This window comes from Chloroflexota bacterium, assembly GCA_026708035.1.
Lineage (GTDB): Bacteria > Chloroflexota > UBA11872 > UBA11872 > UBA11872 > JAJECS01.
The window spans coordinates 49,551-69,825 of the sequence record JAPOVQ010000013.1 but is presented as its reverse complement, the minus strand read 5'-3'; the positions used below and the strand labels follow the sequence as shown (position 1 = coordinate 69,825).

Here is a 20,275-nt window from a genome sequence, read left to right as displayed (position 1 = left end):
GCCGAATGAGCGCGGAAACGATTGGCGTCCTGGGTGCGGGCCTCATGGGCCACGGCATTGCCCAGGTCTTCGCTGCGGCGGGCCACCCGGTGGTGATGGTCGACACCGACCCCACGGCCTTCGATCGCGCCCGCGCGAAGATCCGCCAAAACCTCGACCTGCTCGTGGAGTACGAGTGGCTCGACGCTGACGCGGCCGACGCCGTCCTGCCGCGCATCGACACCTCCACCGATCTCGCCGCCCTGGCGCCGGCCAAGCTCATCATCGAGGCCGTCGCCGAAGACGCCGAGATCAAGCGCGAGGTCTACGGCAACCTGGCGCCGCACCTGCGTCCCGAGACGATTCTGGCGACCAACACCTCGAGCATTCCGATTCGCGTCCTCGCCGACGCCACCGACCGTCCCGACCGCTTCACCACCACCCATTTCTTCCGCCCGGCCTACATCATCCCCATGGTCGAGGTCACCAAGGGCGAGCAGACCTCCGAGGCCACCGTCACGCGGGTGCTCGCGCTCCTGCGCGGGGCCGGCCTGCGCCCCGTGCGCATCAACGTGGACCTGCCGGGGCAGGTGGCCAATCGCCTGCGCCAGGCGCTGTTCCGCGAGGCGCTGGACCTGGTGGAGCGCGGCGTGATCTCCGCCGAGGACATCGACGAGCTTGCCGGCTTCTCGTTCGGTCCGCGCATGCCGCTCATGGGCGTGATCCGCGACCGCGATCTCGTTGGACTTGACATCACGACAAGAGGCGCCGAGCGCGTCTGGCCGGACCTTTCCAACGCCTCGGAGCCGCACGCCTCGCTCCGCGACCTGGCGGCCGAAGGACATCTGGGGCTCAAGACCGGGCGCGGCTTCTGCGACTGGTCGGACGTTGATTTCGCGGCCTATTGGACGAAGCTGGAGCGCCAGCAGCTCGAAGTATTCGGCGCCCTGCGCCGCGCGGACGCCCTGCCGCGCGACTGACCCGCCGACAAGGCCGGGCGGCGAGCGCGTATCCTGCGCGGGACGCAACGCCATCTGCGAAAGGCACGGCTCATGGACCTCGTTCGCTACGAATATCAGGGTGAGATTCGCCACGGCATCCGCGAGGGCGACAACGTCGCCGAGATCGAGGGCGATTTCTTCGGCGACCTGCAGCGCACCGGCGCTGTCGCCGCGCTCAGCGACGTGAAGCTCAAGTCGCCGACGATGCCGAGCAAGATCCTGAACATTGCCGGAAACTTCTACAGCCACCTGGGCGACAGCCCGCCGTTCACGCGGCCGCAGCCCTTCCTGGCCCCGCCGTCGTCGGTGATCGACCCGGGGGACGACATTGTGATTCCGGCCGGCAGCGTCAACGTCGACTACGAGGGCGAGATCGCCGTCATCATCGGCAAGCGGGCGCACAAGGTCTCGGTTGACGACGCTCCGAACCACATCCTCGGCATTTGCCCCGCCAACGACGTCAGCGAGCGCGATTGGCAAAACGGCGACGACAAGGACGTGCAGTGGTGGCGCGCCAAGGGCGGCGACACCTTCTCACCGTTCGGGCCGTGGATCACCACCGGATTGAACTATCGCGACATCAACCTGAAGACCCTGGTCAACGGCGAAGTGGTTCAGTCGACCAACACCAAGGACGACATGGTGCACGACATCGACACGACCTTGAGTTTCATCTCGCAGCACATGACGCTCGAGCCGGGCGACGTCATCTTCTCCGGCACTCCGCAGTCGACGACCGCGCTCAAGCCCGGCGACGTGGTCGAGGTGCACGTGGACGGGTGCGGCGTGTTGTCGAACCCGGTGGCGGCAGAGGAGTAGCCACCGCCGGGACGGCGTTTATCCCATAAAAGGTCGGGCAAGCAGGGACCCGTACTTGAACTTCTCGGTCTTGACGTCGAGCTCGCGCTCGTCCTCGGGCGTGAGCGTGATCTCCAGGGCGCCGGCGTTGGTGCGGGCCTGCTCCGCGTATTTGGCGCCGGGAATGACCACGACGCCCGGGCGCCGCAGCAGCCAGGCCAGCGCCACCTGCGCCGGGGAGCAATCGTGCCGTTCGGCCACCTTGGTCAGCGTGTCGACCACCGGGCCCGCGGCTTCGTAGCCCTTGTCGCGAAACCGCGGCGACCAGCGCCGGCCGTCGCCCGGACGACTGTTGAAGTGGTAGTTGCCCCCGAGCATGCCCTGGGCAAGCGGGCTGTACGCAAGAAGCGTCACATTCAACTCCTGGCACGCCTTGAGCACGCCGTTGGTCTCGGGCGCGCGCCGCAGCAGGCTGTACTCCACCTGGTTCGATGCCAGGGGCACGCCGAGGTCGGCCAGGCGCACGTGCATCCGCCGCATGGCGCGGGCAGTGAAGTTGCTCACGCCCACCGCGCGGACGCGTCGGTCGCGCACGGCGCGCGCCAGGGCCTCGGCAAGCCTTCGCTGTGGAATCAGGCTCATCGGCCAGTGGATCTGATAGAGGTCGATGGCATCAAGACCAAGACGCGCCAGGCTGCGATCGATCGCGTCATCGACCGAGGTGGACCGCAACCGCCGCGGTGACGGCCAATACTTGGTGGCCACCACCGTTCCGCGCGACGCGCGGGCCAGCGGCCCGAGAATCCGCTCCGACTCGCCACGCCCGTAGATTTCGGCAGTGTCGAACAGGTTGCATTCGGCGTCTCGCGCGGCGGCAAAGGCGGCCTCCACGTCCTCGCGCCCGTGCACCCGCCCATACTTCCAGTACTTCGTGTCGCCCCATTGCCAGGTGCCCACGCCAACCCGCCCGACGGTGATGCCGGTGCCGCCCAGGCGGCACGTGTCGCTCATGACCGATGGTCCCGCGATTCAAGCTCGAGAACCCGGCGGCTGAACGCCGCATCATCGAAATCCGGCGGCCATTCGTTCGCATTCTCGTCGATGCCGAGCCGCTTGCGCGCCGCGTTCAGCCTGTCGAAGTCGATGCCACCGGCCTTGCGGCAGCGAACAAGCTCAGCCGCGGGTTCGCCATCTTTGGAAATGACCACGCGCTCGCCGCGCTGCGCGGCGGTGACAAGCTCAGAGAGGCGTGCTTTCGCCTCGGCTAGTGCAATTTCCACCGAGCAGCCTCCGATGGCTTGGGATTCGGGCAGGGCGTGATACCGACTTCCAAGTGCCACTGCGGCCGCACCGTTGGCACAGCCGTTAACGCCGGAAATCGCGGGCGACCCCGAGAGGACTCGAACCTCCGACCTTGTGGTCCGCAACCACACGCTCTATCCAACTGAGCTACGGGGTCGGCATGGCAAGTCTATCAATCGGGGGTGGCTCGACCCCTGGCTGAGGGTCGTTGGCCCACGCCCGAGCAGCCATGGGTCCTGCGACAACGAACACCGCAAGATCGGCGGCTGCATGAATGACGATGGCCGGGATGATGGTCCAAAAGTACGCGGTGATGATCCCGAAGAGCGCCCCGCCGAGAGTCCCTAGGACAAGGAACGAGACCGGAAATCGCGCCAGCGCGTGATGCACGCCGAACACGACGGAGGTGATCGCGATGGCCCAGGGCATGCCCACCAGATTGGCCAGGCCGAACAGCGCGGCGCCGCGGAAGAACAGCTCCTCGGCGAATGGATTCAGCACCGCGAAGAAGGGCAACTCGAGCGCGAGCGCGGATCGGTCGGGGGCGGCGCGAGGCCGCCACAGCCAACGACGGTAGGCCAGCGATACGAGGGCGGCGCCGAGAGCCAGGGCGGCGGTCAGCAGCCAATCGCGCAGGTTGAGGCTTAGCCGCAATCCAATTGCGGACGGGTCGATGCCAGCCACGGCGATCCAGATCAACGGTGCGGCGATCAGCAGCACGATGCGCGTGGGAACGTCCCAGCGCATCCAGGCCCAGGCGTCGCGCCAGCCGCGCCGCGCGATGAGGGGACCGCTCGACTCCATCAGCGCCCTTCCTTTGTCAGACCAGTACATCTTGCCAGCGGGACGATGCATGAGCGCCGGGACCCTGGGACGATCCGGCGCGCCGGACTTCTAGGGCCGATAGGCCTCGGAAGTGGCGAGACGCCGGCCGTACAGACGGTCGTAGTAGTCCTGGAACTCGCCGGCCACGATCGGCTCCCACCAGTCGCGGTGCGCGACGTACCAATCCACCGTGAGGCTCAGCGCCGACTCAAAGTCGTGCTCAGGCTGCCAGCCGAGGGCGGCCAGCCGCGAGGCGTCCATGATGTAGTCCCAGTCGTGGCCGGGCCGGTCCTCGACGAACCGGATCAGCGATTCGGGCCGGTCCAGCCGCTCAAGAACTGCCTTGGCGACGGTGAGGTTGTCCCGGTTGTTGCCGGCGGCCACGTTGTACACCGTCCCTACCTCGCCTCGTTCCAGGACGGTGAGGACGGCGCGCGAGTGGTCGTCCACGTGCAGCCGGTCCCGGCGCTGCTCGCCCCGGCCGTAGAGGGGCAGCGGCTTGTTGAGCAAGGCGTTGATGGTGAACAGCGGCACGGCCTTCTCGGGGTGCTGCCAGCCGCCGATGGTGTTGGCCCCGCGCGTGATGCACACGGGCAGGCCGTATGTGGCGTGGAGCGCCAGCACCTGCAAGTCGCCGCCGGCCTTGCTGGCGGAATAGGGACTGCGCGGCCGCAGCAAATCGTCCTCGTGAAACGATTCGCCGTGGCTCTCGCCGTACACCTCGTCGGTGCTGATGTGCACGATGCGCTCGACGCCCGCCTCGCTGGCCGCGCTCATGAGCACGAAGGTTCCGGTGACGTTGGTGCGCAGGAAGGCCTGGGCGTCCTGGAGCGACCGGTCCACGTGCGTTTCGGCGGCGAAGTTCACCAGCCAGCGCGCGTCCGCCAGGACCGATGCTGCAGCCTGCGGGTCGGCAATGTCGCCCGCGATGAAGTCGGCGTCAATGCCCGCCAGGCGCGCCCGGTCGCCCGCATAGGTGAGCTTGTCCAGCACGCGCAGCTGCCACTCCGGGCGGGCGGCGGCGACATAGCGCGCGAAGTTCGCGCCGATGAATCCCGCACCCCCGGCAATGACCAGGATCGGACCGTCTGCCATGCGGCATTCTAGCGGCGGCGGCTCGCAGGCCCGCTGCGCAAGGGCGCCGGCCGCGGGCTGCTAGGCTCGTTTTTCGCCCACTCATCTCCACCGACTCCGCATGCCGCCAACCGCACCCTTCGACTGGCTCGACGCGTTCGGCGACGACGCGCCGGTCATCGATCCCGGCCGCCATATGTGCGAGATGGCCGAGCGCGCCGGCGAGGCCCAGAGCACCGCGAGCGCCCCACTGGTGCTTGCCTCGTTCATGCCGCCGACCGTTGAAGTCATCGCAGACACGATTGGGGGCCAGCCCACGTGGCGCTCCGGCGTGCGCGTCGGCGAGCTCGATGGGATGCCTGCGGCGGTCGCCAAGCTGTCGGCCGGGGCATCGTGGACGGTCATGACGCTCGAAGAGCTGATCGCGGGCGGAGCGCGCACCATCCTCATCGGCGGCGCCATTGGCAGCCTGCAGCCGCACATTCACATTGGCCACAACGTCGTGCCCACCGACGCGCGGCGCGAGGAGGGCACGTCATTTCACTACGCCGGGCCCGAGCATGCGGCCGCCGCTTCAGGCCCCGCCACGCACGCGCTGCTGGAGGCCGCGCACGAGGGCCCGCGTCCCGCTCACGAGGGCCGTGTCTGGACCACCGACGCCCCGTACCGCGAGTTTCGCGGCAAGGTCGTGCGCTACGCCGCCGAGGGTGACCTGGGCGTCGAGATGGAGACCTCGGCGGTGTTGACGCTGGCCGCCGTGCGGGGCGTCGACATCGGGATGGTCCTCACCGTCAGCGACCATGTGTTCGACCCCGGGTGGGGCAACATCTTCGGCACGGACGAATATCGCGCCAATTGCGCCGACCTCGCGCGGGTCATGCTGGCGGCGGCCCGCAAGCTCGTCGCCGCCAAAGCGTAGGATGGCGGCGCGAGAGTTCGCTTTAGCGAGAGGACCGCGTGTGGCCCGCGTCAACCGTTGCATTGAGCTGCTCGAGTCCGGCCAGCCGATCTACATGGACGGCGTGCCCGAGCTGAGCTACGAGGCCGGCCGCGAGCAGTCCGGCACCTGGGCGGACTACCTCACCGTCGAGTTCGAGCACTTTCCGCTCGACGTGGTCGGGCTGGCCGCCTTCATGCGCGGACTGCGCGATGCGGGGCCGACGCGGAGCGGCCATCCCACGCCGACGGTGATTTGCACGCTCCCGGCCCACGGCGCGTCCCCGGCCGAGATCCACGCCAACGCGTGGCAGATCCGGCACATCCTCACCGCGGGCGTTCATGGGCTGCTGCTGTGCCACGCGCGCGACCCGGCGGCGGTGCGCGCCTTCGTGGAGGCCTGCCGCTATCCGTTTCAGACCATCGGCGTCGGGTCGGGCCTGGGCGAGGGCACGCGCGGCGCCGGCGGGCAGGCCGCCGCGGCCGAGATATGGGGGCTCGATTCCGAGGCATACCTGCGCGTCGCCGATCCATGGCCGCTCAACCCGCATGGGGAGCTGCTGCTGGGTCTCAAGATCGAGGACCGGCACGCCGTACAACGCGCCCGTGAGACGACCGCCGTGCCCGGGATCGGCTTCGCCGAGTGGGGTCCGGGCGACATGGGCATGTCATTCGGCCATGCCTCGCGGCACGACCCGCCCTACCCACCCGAGATGGACGCCGCCCGCACGGCCGTCCGCGCCGCCTGCGGCGCGGCGGGCCTCCCGTTCCTGTGCAGCTGGGCGGACCCGGCCATGACCGGCGAGGAGCAGGTGCGGCATCTGATCGACGAGATCGGCGCCCTGATCATCGGCGGCGGCGAGGCCCACGCCGCATTCGGACGGAGCTACACCAAGCGCGACATGCCGGTCTAGATCGGCGTTGAACGCGGCTGGGGCGTCCGCCGCGGCAGTGGAGCCCAGGAATCCTCTTGGCCGCGCGCCGCCACCCGCTGATCATGGTGGGGAAGACAAGTCGCCGGACCCATGGCGCCGAGGAACAGGTTGCACGATGGCCGAAGAGATTGTGCTGGCGGGAATCGCCGGGAGCCTGCGCCGCGATTCGTTCAACGCGGCGCTCTTGCGCGAAGCCCAGGCTCTCGCGCCCGCCGATACGCGCATCGACATCGTTGACCTGGCGCCGCTTCCGCTTTACAACCGCGACCTCGAGGACGACGGCCTTCCCGCGCCGGTCGAGGAGTTTCGCCAGGCCCTTGCAGCCGCCGACGGCCTGGTGGTAGCGACGCCGGAGTACAACTACTCCATCCCCGGCGTGCTCAAGAACGCCATCGACTGGGCCTCGCGGGGGCCCGACTCGCCGCTGGACGGCAAGCCCATGGCCATCATGGGCGCGGGCGGGCGCTTCGGCACGGTGCGAGCGCAGATGCATCTACGGGAGATCGCGCTGCACAACAGCATGCGCGTGATGATCGACCCGGAGGTGTTCGTGGCCGGGGCCTGGCGCGCATTTGACGATCACGGTCGGCTCACCGACGAGCGCCTGCGCGAGCGGGTGCGCCAGCTCATGGCGGCACTTCGCGAGTTCGTCCGCTACGTCCCCGGCGATCCCACGCTGCGTTGGGCGTGAGCGCGGTGACCCGAACCGGAGACGCCGGGTGACGGCGGCGATATGCTAGGCGCCGTTGCCTCGCGCAGGAGTCCTGAATGACCGAAAAGACCCCGATCACCGTGGCCTATGGCGACGGCATCGGCCCCGAAATCATGCCGGCCGTCATGCACGTGCTCGAAACCGCCGGGGCGCGCATCGAGCCTGAAGTCATCGAGATTGGTGAGCAGGTCTACCGGCGCGGCATCACCACCGGCATCGACGACGCCGCTTGGGAGTCCATCCGGCGCACTCGGGTCTTTCTCAAGGCGCCCATCACCACGCCGCAGGGCGGTGGCTTCAAGAGCCTCAACGTCACCACGCGCGTCGCGCTCGGCCTCTTTGCCAACGTGCGCCCCGCCGCCACGTTTCACCCCTGCATCCAGACCAAGCACCACCCGGACATGAACGTCGTACTGATCCGCGAGAACGAAGAAGACCTCTACGCCGGGATCGAATACCGCCAGTCCGCCGACGTGATGCAGTCGCTCAAGCTCATCAGCCGTCCCGGCAGCGAGCGCATCATTCGCTACGCCTTCGAGTACGCGCGGCATCACGGTCGGTCCAAGGTCACCGCCTTCGCCAAGGACAACATCATGAAGCTGTCGGACGGCCTCTTTCACGAGGTCTTCGACGAGCTTGCGGCGGAGTATCCGGACATCGAAGCCGAGTACTGGATCGTGGACATCGGCGCGGCCAAGCTGGCCGACACGCCGGAGATGTTCGACGTGGTGGTGCTGCCGAACCTCTACGGCGACATCCTGTCCGACGTGGCGGCGCAGATCGCCGGCTCGGTGGGACTCGCCGGGGCCGCCAATATCGGCGAGAACGCGGCGATGTTCGAGGCCATCCACGGGTCCGCGCCGCGACGCGCGGGACAGAACCTGGCCAATCCGTCAGGCCTGCTCAACGCCGCGGTGCTGATGCTGGACCACATCGGCCAGGCCGACGTGGCCGGGCGCGTGCAAAACGCTTGGCTGCGAACGCTCGAGGACGGCATTCACACCTACGACATCCACACGCCGGAGTACAGCAAGGCCAAGGTCGGCACGCGGGAATTCGGACAGGCCGTGGCCGACCGCATCGGTGAGTTGCCCCGGACGCTGCCCGTCGCCGTATACGGAGTTGGCGGCCGAACCCCGGTGCACCCGGCGTCGGTCCCGAGCACCACACCAGCCAAGCTGACCGTCGGCGTCGATGTCTTTCTGGATTGGAGCGGCGGAGAGCCCGAGGACCTGGCACGGCAGCTGCACGAAGCTGACGGTGCCGACCTCTCCCTACAGATGATCAGCAACCGCGGCGCCCAGGTCTGGCCCGTCAACGTGGCCGACGGCCTATTGGTGGACCAGTGGCGGGCCCGGTTCACGGGCGACGACGGCGCGGCCGTGGATCACGCCCAAATCGTCGCCCTTCTGGGGCGCATTGTCGCGACGGGTCTGGACTTCACCAAAACCGAGCACTTGTGTACGTTTGACGGCGAGCGCGCATATTCCCTGGCGCAAGGCGAGTGACGAATCTATGAGCAACGAATCCTCCGACCCGAAAGTCGGCATCTTGATGGGCAGCGCCTCCGACTGGGGCACGATGAAATCTGCTGCCGACACCCTGGAAGAGCTGGGCATCGCGCACGAGGCGCGGGTGCTCTCGGCTCATCGCACGCCCGCCGAAACGGCGGAATACGCCAGCACGGCGGAGGCGCGCGGGCTGGGCGTGATCATCGCCGCCGCCGGCGGCGCGGCGCACCTGGCCGGCGTCGTGGCCGCGCACACCATGCTGCCCGTGATCGGCGTGCCGATGCAGGCCTGGTCGCTTGACGGCCTCGACTCGCTGCTGTCGACGGTGCAGATGCCGCGCGGAATCCCCGTGGCCACGGTCGCCATCGGCAAGGCCGGCGCGGTGAACGCCGGGATCCTGGCCACGCAGATTCTCGCCACGGCCGATCCGGCGCTGCGCGAGACGCTGCGGCAGCGGCGTGAGGCGCAGGCGGCGGAAATCCTCGAGGAAACGCTAGAGTAAGGGCAATTCGTCCTGCTTGGAAGTTGAGCCGATGCCGCTGACCGACGCTCAAGTCGCCCAATTCCGCGCCGATGGCTACCTCGTCGTGGAAAACGTCGTGCCTCCGGCCCAGGTGGAAGAAATGCGCCGGCGCATCGACGCCGTGACGTCGCCCGCCGGCAGCGCCGACGCCGAGCGCATGGGAGTGCAGCTCGAGCCCGACGCTCCCGCCGACGGCGCGTTGCCCCGCAAGCTGAACGAACTGGCGCCGCACGACGCCGTCTTTCTCCGGCACGCCGAGTCGCCAGGGTTGCTGGAGATGGTGGGCCAGCTCATTGGCGAGCCGCTGCGGCTGTACTCCGATCAGGCGTTTCTCAAGCCGCCACGGCAGGGCAGCGCCAAGCCCCCGCACCAGGACAACGCCCACTTCGGCATCGACCCTGCCGATTGGGGCGTGACGGTGTGGTGCGCGCTGGACGACGCCACGGTGGCCAACGGCTGCATGCAGTACTTCGCCGGCTCGCATCTTGAGGGCGCCGTGCAGCACGTGTGGGAGGGCGGCACGACGCATCTGATACCGGAGCGTCTGGACTTGCCCGCGCCGGTGCACGCGCCGGTGCGCGCGGGCGGCGTGATCTTCCATCACCTGCTGACGTTCCACATGTCCGCGCCCAACACCAGCGACGCCTGGCGGCGGGCCTATGCCTGCCACTACATCCGCACGGATGCGAGTCACGTGGACGAGGAGCCGATCCAGGCCTTGCTCGACGAGGACCACCCGCTCAAGGTCTGACGGGCGCAGGGGGCGTTCGGTGGCCCGCGCTGCGCGCAGCGTTGGAGCGGCCGTCCCCTCACCCTGTCCCTCTCCCCGCGGGAGAGGGGACCGGACTCGCTGCGTGTGAGTCTCCCAGGCTGCACGCAGCGCGGGAGCGGCCGTCCCCTCACCCTGTCCCTCTCCCCGCGGGAGAGGGGACCGGACCGGCTGCGTGTGAGTCTCCCAGGCTGCACGCAGCGTGGGCCACCGGGCGCGCAGCCTGGGCCTCCGGGCAGGGCAGCCACTAGGGCTGCCCCTACACCGAAGGGGCCGTTCCTGCAGGGGCGGCCCTAGTGGCCGCCCCGACCGGCCGCGGATCCCTCGCTGCCGGGCGCGTTGACGCCCGAGCGCCGGACCGCCACCATCGCGGCACGCCGGCCGGCCGCGCGAGGTTTCTCATGTCCGACTACGAGGCGCTGACGATTGCTCCCCTGTGCAATGCCGATGCCGGCTTGATCGGCGACGAAGGCCGTGAGTGGCTCGGGCGGCGGGACGTGCGCGGTTTGCCCTTTGATATCGGTGACGCGGAAGCCTCGCAGGTGGCGCTATTCGGTCCTGACGGCCACTCCGAGCCGCGGCGCATCGAGATCGGGCGCGCGGCGCTTACCGTCACCTTCGCGCACTCGCTGGCGTCATCGCGCCTGCCCGAGGGCGATCTGCCGGGCGACACAGTCGCCGTCTACCGGGTGCACTTCGCCGACGGTGAGACGCACGACATTCCGATTCGCGAGCGCTTCGAGATCGGCGTGACCGCGCACTCCACCGACATGTTCCGCGTCGGCGCCCCGTTCCTGGCGCTTCCCCAAGCCGACCCGCCCGCGGCCCCGCGCGATGTGGTCGAGCGCGACGGAATGGGGCGCGTGCTGACGGATGTCGGCACGCCGCCGCTGCCCGCGTTCTCGCTGTTCCCCTGGCGCAATCCCCACCCCGACGTTGAGATCGCGTCGGTCGAAGTGCGTCCCACTGAACGCGACGTTGTCCTCTGCGGAATCTGCGTGGGCACGGTCGACGAGGACCCGCTGCGCGCCGACGCTCGCCGGGCGGTGGTGGTCGAGCTGCCGCAGCCGGAGGACGCGGAGCGACCGTTCGCGGTGGAGGTTGCCGTCGACCGCGGCACCGCGACGCACGCCCACCCGCTGCCCCGCGACCCGGACGCATTCTTGGCCTCGGACACCGCCGGCTGGGGCGAGCCCAAGAACCCGGGCAGCAGCCCGGCCTACAGCGAAATCGCGGCCACGCCGTCGGCCACCGTGCGCGTGGAGTTGGAGGGCGAGGAGCTGGGACGGGTGCGCTTTGGCGAGCTCACGGCCAAGGGCGAGCTGACGCCGTCCGATCGGCTCACCGTGCGCGCATCGGAGTCCGGACGCGCCTGGGTGCACACGCGCGTCGTCGACGCGGCCACCGGACGCCCCGTGCCCTGCCGCATTCACTTCCGCTCGCCGGAGGGCGTGCCATATCAGCCCCACGGACACCACTCCCACCTGAACGCCGAGCACGACACCTGGCACGTGGACGTGGGGGGCGACCTGCGAATGGACCAGGCCACCTACGCCTACATCGACGGCCGCTGCCAGGGGTGGCTGCCCACGGGTCGGGTGCTGGTGGACGTGGCCCGCGGGTTCGAGTACGAGCCGTTGCGCGCCGCGATCGACATCAATCCCGGCCAGCGCGAGCTCGAGCTGCGCCTCGACCGTTGGACCGATATGAACGCCCAGGGCTGGTACAGCGGCGACACGCACGTCCACTTCCTCTCGGGCGACGGCGCCAACGTCGAGGCCGCGGGCGAGGACCTGAACGTGGTCAACGTCTTGCAGTCGCAGTGGGGCTCGCTCTTCACCAACACCGAGGACTTCATCGGCCGGCCACGCGTGTCGAACGACGGCCGCACCATCGTCTACGTCTCGCAGGAGAACCGGCAGCACTTCCTGGGACACCTGACCCTGCTGGGGCTCACGGACCCGGTGATGCCCTGGTGCTCCGACGGGCCGACCGAGGCGGAGCCGGGCGGATCAATGGAGACCACGCTCTCCCACTGGGCCGACGCCTGCCATGCCCAGGGCGGCACGGTGGTCATCCCGCATCTGCCGTTTCCCAACGGCGAGCCGGCTGCCCTGATCGCGACCGGCCGCGCCGACGCCGTCGAGATGCTCACCCAGGGGCCGTTCGCGCACATCGAGTACTACCGCTATCTCAACGGCGGCTACCGCCTGCCGCTGGTCGGGGGCACGGACAAGATGTCGTCCGAGGTGCCGGTCGGGCTCTATCGCACCTACGTGCGGCTGCCGTCCGACCAGCCGTTCAGCTACGAGTCCTGGTGCGCGAACATGGCGGCGGGGCGCACCTTCCTCAGCGGCGGGCCGATCATCAGCCTGCGCGTGGAGGGCCACGAGCCCGGCGACACGCTGCATCTGGATAGCAACGGCGGCAGCGTCACGGTTGAGGCGTCGGTCGAGTCGATCCTGCCGGTCCACAGCCTGCAGATCGTGCGGGAAGGGCAGGTGGTGGCCGAGGCGCAGGCGTCAGGAGGCGCGCGGCAACTGCGGCTGTCCGAGACGCTGGAGGTCGCGGCGCCCAGCTGGCTCGCGGCGCGCTGCGGCGGGCCGTCCTATTTCGACGCACCCGAGCACCACGACGGCTGGCACCGCCAGCGGTTCGCCCACACGTCGCCGGTCTACGTCGCCGACGGCGACGCCGAGTGGTCCATGTGGAGCGACGCCACGGCGCAATACATGCTCACGCTGATCGACGGCAGCCTGGACTACATCCGCCACCGCAGCACGCAATATCCGGCGGGTCACGCCAGCCACCACCACGGCGAAGTCGACCACGGGGCGTTTCTCGAGCGACCGTTCCACGAGGCCCGCGAAGCCATCCACCGGCGCATGCACGCGCTGGGGATCCCGCACTAGGCCGCCCGGCGGCCCAGGCTGCGCACAGCCTGGGAGACCCAACCGGGGCCAGTCCCACGCTGCACGCAGCGCGGGCCACCGGGCATCCGGGCGGCCGCAAGGACCGGCCGGACGCCGGATGCTGTCTTGTAGGGGCGGCCCTTGTGGCCGCCCGTTTGCCCTCTACGCCTTCGGCGAGCCGTTCGTGCCGTTTGGCGCGTGCCGCAGCACCGCGTCGGAGTCGATCGAGCGTACGTGCAGATCGCGCTGCGGGAACGGGATCTCGACGTCGTGCTCCCGGAACGCCTCGTCGATCTGGAAGTGCAAATCGCTGAGCGTGGCAAATCGCTCGCTGATGTCGGCGACGTAACACAGGATGCGGAAATTGAGCGATGAGTCGCCGAATTCGAAGAAGAAGATGCGGGGTTCCGGATCGTCGAGAATCTTCTCGTGGCCGTTGACGGCTTCGCGAATCAGGCGCTCGACTAGACGGGTATCAGAGCCGTAGGCGACGCCGACAATGAAGTCGACCCGCACGCGGCGGTCGTCGTGGGTCCAGTTGGTGACGGTGGTGGAAATGAGGTCGCCGTTGGGCACGATGGCCTGCGTCTGGTCGAACTTGCGCAGGGTCGTGGCGCGGATGCTGATGCGCTCAACGGTGCCCAACTCACCGCCCACGTCGATGATGTCGCCGACCTTGACCGGGCGCTCGATGAGGAGGATGACGCCGGAGACGAAGTTGTTGGCAATATTCTGCAGGCCGAAGCCGATGCCCACGCCCAGGGCGCCGAAGATGATGAGCACGGAATCCAGCTGCAGGCCGATCGACTGAAAGCCGATGAAGAGGCCGGCGAGGATGATGAAGTATCGGCCGAGGTTTCCAATGATGTGTAGCGTGCTTTCCTGGATGTCGGCGACTTCGCCAATGCGGCGCTCGATCAGCCAGCGCACGCGGCCGGCGATGATCCAGGTGACCGCCAGGATGACCAGCAGCACAAGGATGCTGAGGGGGGTGATGGGCTCTTCCCCCAGGCTGAACATGGGCGCATTGAAGGCGTCCCACACGTTGTTCCATAGCTCCATCAGGCGTCTCCGGGAATCGGTGCGAGCGTGGGCAGGTGCATCTTAGGCCAGTGTGAGCTGGTGGGGGCAGGTGATGGCATTGGCGGTCAGGACACTTCCAGCGAACTCACCGGGTCGCACTAGCACTCATCGCCCGTAAACACCGTTCGGTCAGATCGGTTACCTCGGGAGATCGTTCCAAGTAAGTGCCCATTCTCATCAAACACCGGGGATCCTGAATCTCCTAGCACTGCATACGCGTCAATGACGAAGTTATCACCCCAGGCCTCTTGTACCAGTCCGGTTTCCATTCGTAGTGCGCCAGGACCGTATCCCCAAAAGTGGACCTCTTCATCAATCTGAGCAGGAGCAGACGATCTGTAGATGGCTTCAATTGGCCGTGACCCGAAGACTCGGGGAGATACCTGTAGCCGGGCCCTGTCGATCGATGCACAGTGCTTGCGAATCGCCACCGGGATTCGTTGTGCAGATCCGGGTAACGAAATCTCCACCCTTTTGCAGTCGTTTTCGTCTGCGACTACATGATGCACGGTTAATATTGTGCCCTCTTCGGCATCTATAATCACACCTGTTCCTCTGTTTTCCGACGAGAGCCTTACGACACCGAAGACAGATGCTTCCTGAACGCAAAATACCTGCACAACATTTTCGCGAAGCGATCTGATAGATACTTTGGGATATGACTCCAATTCCAGTCCCTTCAATTTACATGCATACATGTGCAATACACCCGAATATTCACCTACCCCTCGGATTCTACCGATCACTGAAACGGATTCACCTTTTGTAATGTGCAATGCTGCTTCTGTATTGGCGTAATAGCAACGCAGCTCTTGAGCTGAGTACCCTTCCTGCGTGGGCGTGAGAACACTATAAAGTTCTTCGATACGAGAAATAAAGCCGGAGGTAGCTACTTCTCGTTTGCCATTCTGCTGGTATCGCAGTTGGGTATTGGCGCGCACTTTGTTTTGGTCATATTCGTCTAGGAGTTCGGCAAGTGCCATCTCGATGGGCGCGGGAGTAGGGGTAGGAGTGGGCCGCGGAGTGGGAGTCGGGGTAGGTACGGGGGTGGGAGTTATCGTAGGCGTAGGACTCGGAGGTGGGCTTTGGGTTGGGGTGGGCGTGCGCAAGAGTGCGGGTGTTGAGGTGGGAGCTGAACGAGAGGCTGGAGTAGGCGTGAGACGGAGAAGTAGAGCACGCGGGGCGGACGGAGTAGGTGTGCTAGCGAGAAAGTTCGGGGTGTAAGAAGGTTGGATTCTGGAAGCCTGATTGTCGGCCACGGCACCCACAATGAACGCGATTAGGACTACTAGGACGATTAGCCCCGTAAAGCTAGTGGTTAGCCACTTTGCCGCAGATCCGACTTGTGAGTGTTCGCCTGGTGACGCTGTCGAGCGCGCTTTTGATCCAGCAGTCTCAGGTTTGTCCAATCGATCGGCGATTGGTCTGCTGGATCGAGTCGTCGGCACTGTGCGCGATCGAGTGGTGGGGTCGACTTCTGGGTCGCGATTTGGTATCACTTTCCGCTGCTCGCCACCGGTGATGGCCAGGAGGACCCAGACGACTACCCATAGACCGACGGTCGGAATGCACAGAAGCAGGTGAAGGACGTGGTTGACGCGATGCCCTTTGACGAGCACTACGTGCTGGTCAGTTTCGCTTTCTATTCGCCAGCCCTGGCGGACAAGGGCGGGAACGTCGAAGGTCCGTGCCGCCCTATTGAATGAAATCTGCCTGATGATGGCTCCGACGAGAGCGGCGATGGCGCTCAAGACTAGGATCGCCAGGATTAGTTCCATGGTCAGTTCTGCACGTCGGAAGCCAGCCGCACTGTCAGGCGCGTGGTCGTCACTCTCACTTGCAACAGGACCGGCGCCGCGGCCTGCATGTGGCTGTCACTAAGCATGCACACGCCCCGCAATGCCTACTCGTTTAACGGCGCGTGAACGTTAGCACAGGAGAATATCCAGATATGATGAAATGTCTATATTCGAAAGCCGCTCGGACGAGGACCGCAACACACGGCCGCTAGGCAATATGTTGGTGCTTGGCCCGATCTGCGCCTCTGACCCACCCGGCGGCTTCGCGGGCGGATGAGACGCAGGCGGTCCTAGTAGTGCCGTCCGCGTACAGCTCCGCGATGCCAAAATTCGTAGTTCCGCCTGGATCGGCCCCAATCCAGACCGCCTGACGATCCATCAGCGCGGGGACCGCGCCTTAGCCCGCCATGATCCGCGCGTGGATGGCGTTCACCACCGCGTGGGCCGCCAGGGCGGCGCCTTCCTGCCAGCCCGGCAGTGCGGTGACCTGGTCGCCGGCGAAGTAGATCGGGCCGTCGGGGGCGAGGATCTCAGCGGGGGGCTGGTAGCTCTCGGGCCAGGCACCGAGCTGATAGGGCGCCTTGAGCCAGGCGCGGCTGATGCCCGACTCGATCTCCTGGGCATATCCGGGGTGGAGGTGCTCGCCCTCGGCGATGGCGGTCCGCAGGCGCTCCGGCGGGGTCATATTCGCCCAGCGCTCGCCCTGGCCTGGGAAGTCGTCCCAGATGTAGGCGCCCATGACGACGCCCTTCTCGCGGTGGTACCCGTTCGCCGGATACCAGATTTGGGTGATGTCCTGGTCGGTCCACGAGATGCCGCCATAGATGGCGTGGTCGTCTTCCCAGAAGCGGCGGCGAGCCTGGAAGCCGATCTTGACGGCGGGAACGAACGCGACGGACTCGATGGCGGCCTGGGTCTCGGGCGTGAAGTCGTTGGGGATGTCCTTCAGGACCGGCGCGGGGATGGTGCAGATGACGTAATCGGCGTCGACGGCTTCGCTGACTCCGCTGCGTTGGTTCCGGTGGACCACGCGGGCGCCGTCGGCAGTCTTGCGGATCTCCTCGACGGGGCTGTTGTAGCGGATGATCCGCCTGACCCTTGTCTCGAAGGCCTTGGCGATGGCGTCCATGCCGCCCACGGGTTGAAACAGGGTCGGATTCTGGTTGAGGAATTGGCTGAAGTGGAGCTTGTATTCCCAGAACTCCGACCGCAGCAGCTCGCTGAAGTCCAGGGGATCGTTGACGTCACCCGGCGCGAGCCCCGCATTGACGCTCTCGCCCTGGTAGCCGGCGCGATTCGAGCCAGCGTAAAGATAGTCGGCGTCCAGGCCGCCGAACTCGACCAGCATGGGCAGGAGCCGCTCTTTGTCGTCGGCGGTCAGGTCGTCGTCCAGCGCGTTGCGGTTGATGGCCTTGGCCAGCAGCTCGGCGATGTAGCCGCGCTGGTCGGTCATCACCCGCCGCCCCACGACCGGCTGCCCGCCAAACCGCTCGGCGTTGTGGAAGAAGGCGGCGCGGTTGTCGTTGGTGAACATCTCGAGCTCGACGCCGAACGCCTTGCAGTAGCCAAGGATGGCGCGGTGGTGGTAGGGGATGCGGGCCGGGCCGAGGTTGGCGTAGAGATGGTCCTCGTGGTCGAAGTCCACCCATTGCCGGCTGTCGACCTCGTGGATCACGTCACCCGCGCGAGCCGTCAGATTGCGACCGCCGGCGCGGTTGGTGGCTTCCAGGATGGTGCAGTGATAGCCCGCCTTGGATAGCTCGTAGGCGGCCGTCATGCCGGAGATGCCGGCGCCCAGGATCACCACGCGCTTGCCGAAGCCCGAGCCGTTCGGCAGGTCCGGCGTCGCCGCCTGCGCGCTCGCCGGGCCCAACAGGCCCAGCGTGTTCATGGTGTGGTAGGTCGCCGCCACGCCGGCGGCCGATCCGACCAGCCGCAGGAACTGCCGCTTCGTCAGCCGCATCGTCATCGATGACATCTATACGCCTCCCTTGTGTGCGCGCTCAACTCGCCCGCCGCGCGCTGCCAATACGAGCATCCGACGGTTCTATTACGAATGAAAACATTCCAATCTTGCATTCAACCACACTCTACAGCCAAACCGAGAGAAAGACTGTTCCAACCGACAGCTCCACAAGCCTTCGGGCCAGGACAACCGACACTTGCAAAGGTCCATATACACAATAACGAGCGATGGCTGTTCGGCAGAGTCACTATAGAGCCACATAGTAATCATGCATCTTTCCAGCCATTAACCTTCGCCGTTCTATAAGAAACCGGTCATAGTCTCCAGCTGTAGCCGAATCCATCCCGCCAGGGATGCAGTGAGAACCAAGATTGTCTTTCAGTTCATCGGCGTCAGTAATCCCTCCGTACCGAGTCTGCCCATTGTTACATTGGTGCCATAGCTCGGAAAAATATGCCGATGGAGCATTGTCTCCAATTGCGATGTTGATTTCCGGCTGCATCACTACATAATTCGCAATCTGATTATACCGCCTTCGTTGCAACCCATGCTGCCTCAAGTAGTTTCGGGGGAAAACATGATGAATGTGCAGTTGACCTTCGATTAAGTCACGAACGGTTATGTCGCGCGAGAGAAATCCCTTGTCCTGTGCTCTTATTTGACTGGCAAGGTAAACGTTGACATAAGGGCTGCTAGCCACAGACGAATCCATCTGTTGAGGCAGACCAACATCCCAGAACGCGCTTGAGAGCTCACCGCGTTCGATGGTATCAAGATAGGCAGCTGCGCCTTGCGAATCAATGTTGCCAATATCGACGCCGAAGGCGGTTTCAGGAGAGCCAGTATACCGGCCAGTCAGGATTGACATCACAAACCAACGGCGAACGAGCCGTTCTATCCGATGAGGAGCTTCCTGCTGTTCACGTAGTGTCAGATAGAGTATGTAAGCAAAATTTACAGTATTGTGGGACCGTATTAAAGACGAATCTACGAATCCAGCAGAGCGTAGGATCATAGTAAACCGCTTGAAGTTAGTCTCGTTCATATAGCTCAGGATGCCATTCTCAAGTGTCTCGAATGACTTCTGCGCCGTTGCTTCTTCAAAGACTCGGGTCTCGAAATTACGGCCCGAGAGTAGTGCAACCAAATCTTCTAAGCTTCCGCGCTTGAACCGTGATGTGAATGCGACCCGCAGCATATCTGTATATGAGGGATCATAAAGGTCGTCTTTTTCGTGCTTCAGCCACTCCAATGTACGAAAGTACTCAGTGGAGGCAAAGTCTCCATCGTTCGCTAGATTCGAGTACGCTTCCGGAGCAACTGCAAGGTGGCAGAAGTAATCGATGCACTTGCGTAGCAGGTGGCCGTTGTGCTGTTCGGTTGCCGCCATCTTGGACATTGCGAAATCGGCCGCATTGAGCGTCACTCCCTGGCGGTTGATGCGCACGAAGATCTCCGCCACGGTCTCCACCTCAAGATCCGAGTTCAACTCGATTAGGCCGAGATGGTTACTGGTAATCCCGCGAAGCTTCTCAAGGCACTCGTAGGATTTGTCCCGGTCTGCCGCTGGATTCGCGTTACAATATTGATCTAATATCTGTAATATCTTAACGTCTGACGAGAACATGGTAGAGATATCGGCGATCCATCCGCGGTCGCGGCGAATTGCCGCATTCGTTACTTCGAAGCGTTCTTCACCGGGGTGAAAAGCTATGGAAACTCGGGTGCGCTTGTAGGCCTTGGTGACTACTTGCTCGCCAAGCAGTGCAGCCAGTAACGCGGTTACGCGCTGCTGACCGTCGATCAATATGCGCTTGCCTGCCGACTGAGTTCCGTCCTTCAGTCGAACATCGTGGTTCCGCCATGCGATCAGATAACCGACGGGATAGCCGTTGTAGAGAGAGTCTATGAAGTCCCTCACCTTAGCCGCGTTCCAAACAAATGGTCTTTGGATCTCTGGGATAGCGATCTCATCCGTCTTGATCCAGGTGAGTAAGGTCTCGATTGGATATTGGTTTACCGAATAGCGTTGTACGGGCATCCTATTCCTTTCGTCAGGCATCTACAGCAGACGGTTGCGGGGTTTGGCCGGTATTCCATCACGCTAGAGCGTGCCCGAAAGTACGTGTTGGAAGTTGAAACGCACGCAG

General features: G+C 65.4%; 17 protein-coding genes and 1 tRNA gene. 9 read left to right on the top strand and 9 right to left on the bottom strand.

The window, feature by feature from the left end; genetic code table 11:
* Nucleotides 1-5 precede the first annotated feature (5 nt).
* Together OXG33_05485 and OXG33_05480 are read left to right on the top strand one after the other, a co-directional pair.
* On the top strand, nucleotides 6-959 hold the full coding sequence (locus tag OXG33_05485; GenBank protein ID MCY4113380.1) for a 3-hydroxyacyl-CoA dehydrogenase family protein: 954 nt from the start codon (nucleotides 6-8) through the stop codon (nucleotides 957-959).
* 72 nt (nucleotides 960-1,031) lie between these two features.
* Nucleotides 1,032-1,799 (top strand): fumarylacetoacetate hydrolase family protein, encoded by a 768-nt coding sequence (locus OXG33_05480; protein MCY4113379.1) that lies wholly within the window; start codon nucleotides 1,032-1,034, stop codon nucleotides 1,797-1,799.
* Nucleotides 1,800-1,817: 18 nt separating this feature from the next.
* On the opposite strand, the gene OXG33_05475 is transcribed toward OXG33_05480, so the two are convergent.
* The 5 genes from OXG33_05475 to rfbB all read right to left on the bottom strand — a co-directional run bounded on the left by OXG33_05475 (nucleotide 1,818) and on the right by rfbB (nucleotide 5,000).
* Nucleotides 1,818-2,789 carry an aldo/keto reductase gene (locus OXG33_05475; protein MCY4113378.1) on the bottom strand — a complete coding sequence of 324 codons (972 nt, stop codon included), beginning with the start codon at nucleotides 2,787-2,789 and terminating at the stop codon, nucleotides 1,818-1,820.
* Nucleotides 2,786-3,058 carry a type II toxin-antitoxin system prevent-host-death family antitoxin gene (locus OXG33_05470; GenBank protein ID MCY4113377.1) on the bottom strand — a complete coding sequence of 91 codons (273 nt, stop codon included), beginning with the start codon at nucleotides 3,056-3,058 and terminating at the stop codon, nucleotides 2,786-2,788. The genes OXG33_05475 and OXG33_05470 overlap by 4 nt, the downstream gene beginning before the upstream one ends.
* 105 nt (nucleotides 3,059-3,163) lie before the next feature.
* Nucleotides 3,164-3,237, bottom strand: a tRNA-Arg gene (locus OXG33_05465).
* A complete protein-coding gene (locus tag OXG33_05460; protein MCY4113376.1) occupies nucleotides 3,228-3,884 on the bottom strand; it encodes a CPBP family intramembrane metalloprotease in 657 nt (218 codons plus the stop codon). Before OXG33_05460 ends, OXG33_05465 begins: the two co-directional genes overlap by 10 nt.
* Nucleotides 3,885-3,974: 90 nt before the next feature.
* Entirely contained in the window at nucleotides 3,975-5,000 is a 1,026-nt protein-coding gene (gene rfbB / locus OXG33_05455; protein MCY4113375.1) for a dTDP-glucose 4,6-dehydratase, read from the bottom strand.
* A 100-nt stretch (nucleotides 5,001-5,100) separates the two neighbouring features.
* Here rfbB and OXG33_05450 point away from each other — a divergent pair, with 100 nt between their 5' ends.
* From OXG33_05450 to OXG33_05420, 7 genes are all read left to right on the top strand, one after another.
* Nucleotides 5,101-5,898 carry a nucleoside phosphorylase gene (locus tag OXG33_05450; GenBank protein MCY4113374.1) on the top strand — a complete coding sequence of 266 codons (798 nt, stop codon included), beginning with the start codon at nucleotides 5,101-5,103 and terminating at the stop codon, nucleotides 5,896-5,898.
* Nucleotides 5,899-5,938: 40 nt separating this feature from the next.
* Nucleotides 5,939-6,829, top strand: coding sequence for an aldolase/citrate lyase family protein (locus tag OXG33_05445; protein ID MCY4113373.1), 891 nt, complete (start codon nucleotides 5,939-5,941; stop codon nucleotides 6,827-6,829).
* Between the two features lie 136 nt (nucleotides 6,830-6,965).
* Nucleotides 6,966-7,541 (top strand): NAD(P)H-dependent oxidoreductase, encoded by a 576-nt coding sequence (locus OXG33_05440; protein MCY4113372.1) that lies wholly within the window; start codon nucleotides 6,966-6,968, stop codon nucleotides 7,539-7,541.
* Between the two features lie 77 nt (nucleotides 7,542-7,618).
* On the top strand, nucleotides 7,619-9,070 hold the full coding sequence (locus OXG33_05435; GenBank protein ID MCY4113371.1) for an NADP-dependent isocitrate dehydrogenase: 1,452 nt from the start codon (nucleotides 7,619-7,621) through the stop codon (nucleotides 9,068-9,070).
* 7 nt (nucleotides 9,071-9,077) lie between these two features.
* Nucleotides 9,078-9,575 carry a 5-(carboxyamino)imidazole ribonucleotide mutase gene (gene purE, locus OXG33_05430; protein ID MCY4113370.1) on the top strand — a complete coding sequence of 166 codons (498 nt, stop codon included), beginning with the start codon at nucleotides 9,078-9,080 and terminating at the stop codon, nucleotides 9,573-9,575.
* Nucleotides 9,576-9,606: 31 nt separating this feature from the next.
* Nucleotides 9,607-10,347, top strand: coding sequence for a phytanoyl-CoA dioxygenase family protein (locus tag OXG33_05425; protein MCY4113369.1), 741 nt, complete (start codon nucleotides 9,607-9,609; stop codon nucleotides 10,345-10,347).
* A gap of 419 nt (nucleotides 10,348-10,766) precedes the next feature.
* On the top strand, nucleotides 10,767-13,277 hold the full coding sequence (locus OXG33_05420; GenBank protein MCY4113368.1) for a CehA/McbA family metallohydrolase: 2,511 nt from the start codon (nucleotides 10,767-10,769) through the stop codon (nucleotides 13,275-13,277).
* A 162-nt stretch (nucleotides 13,278-13,439) separates the two neighbouring features.
* Here the strand turns inward: OXG33_05420 and OXG33_05415 are convergent, their stop codons facing one another.
* The 4 genes from OXG33_05415 to OXG33_05400 form a co-directional block, all read right to left on the bottom strand.
* Nucleotides 13,440-14,339 (bottom strand): mechanosensitive ion channel, encoded by a 900-nt coding sequence (locus OXG33_05415; GenBank protein MCY4113367.1) that lies wholly within the window; start codon nucleotides 14,337-14,339, stop codon nucleotides 13,440-13,442.
* A gap of 119 nt (nucleotides 14,340-14,458) precedes the next feature.
* Nucleotides 14,459-15,343 (bottom strand): serine protease, encoded by an 885-nt coding sequence (locus OXG33_05410; protein MCY4113366.1) that lies wholly within the window; start codon nucleotides 15,341-15,343, stop codon nucleotides 14,459-14,461.
* A gap of 1,213 nt (nucleotides 15,344-16,556) precedes the next feature.
* Nucleotides 16,557-18,137: a flavin monoamine oxidase family protein gene (locus tag OXG33_05405; protein ID MCY4113365.1), complete on the bottom strand. Its 1,581-nt coding sequence runs from the start codon at nucleotides 18,135-18,137 to the stop codon at nucleotides 16,557-16,559.
* Nucleotides 18,138-18,372: 235 nt separating this feature from the next.
* The gene (locus OXG33_05400) at nucleotides 18,373-20,166 is read right to left on the bottom strand and encodes a DUF262 domain-containing protein (protein ID MCY4113364.1); all 1,794 of its coding nucleotides are present in this window, start codon (nucleotides 20,164-20,166) and stop codon (nucleotides 18,373-18,375) included.
* Nucleotides 20,167-20,275: the final 109 nt, after the last annotated feature.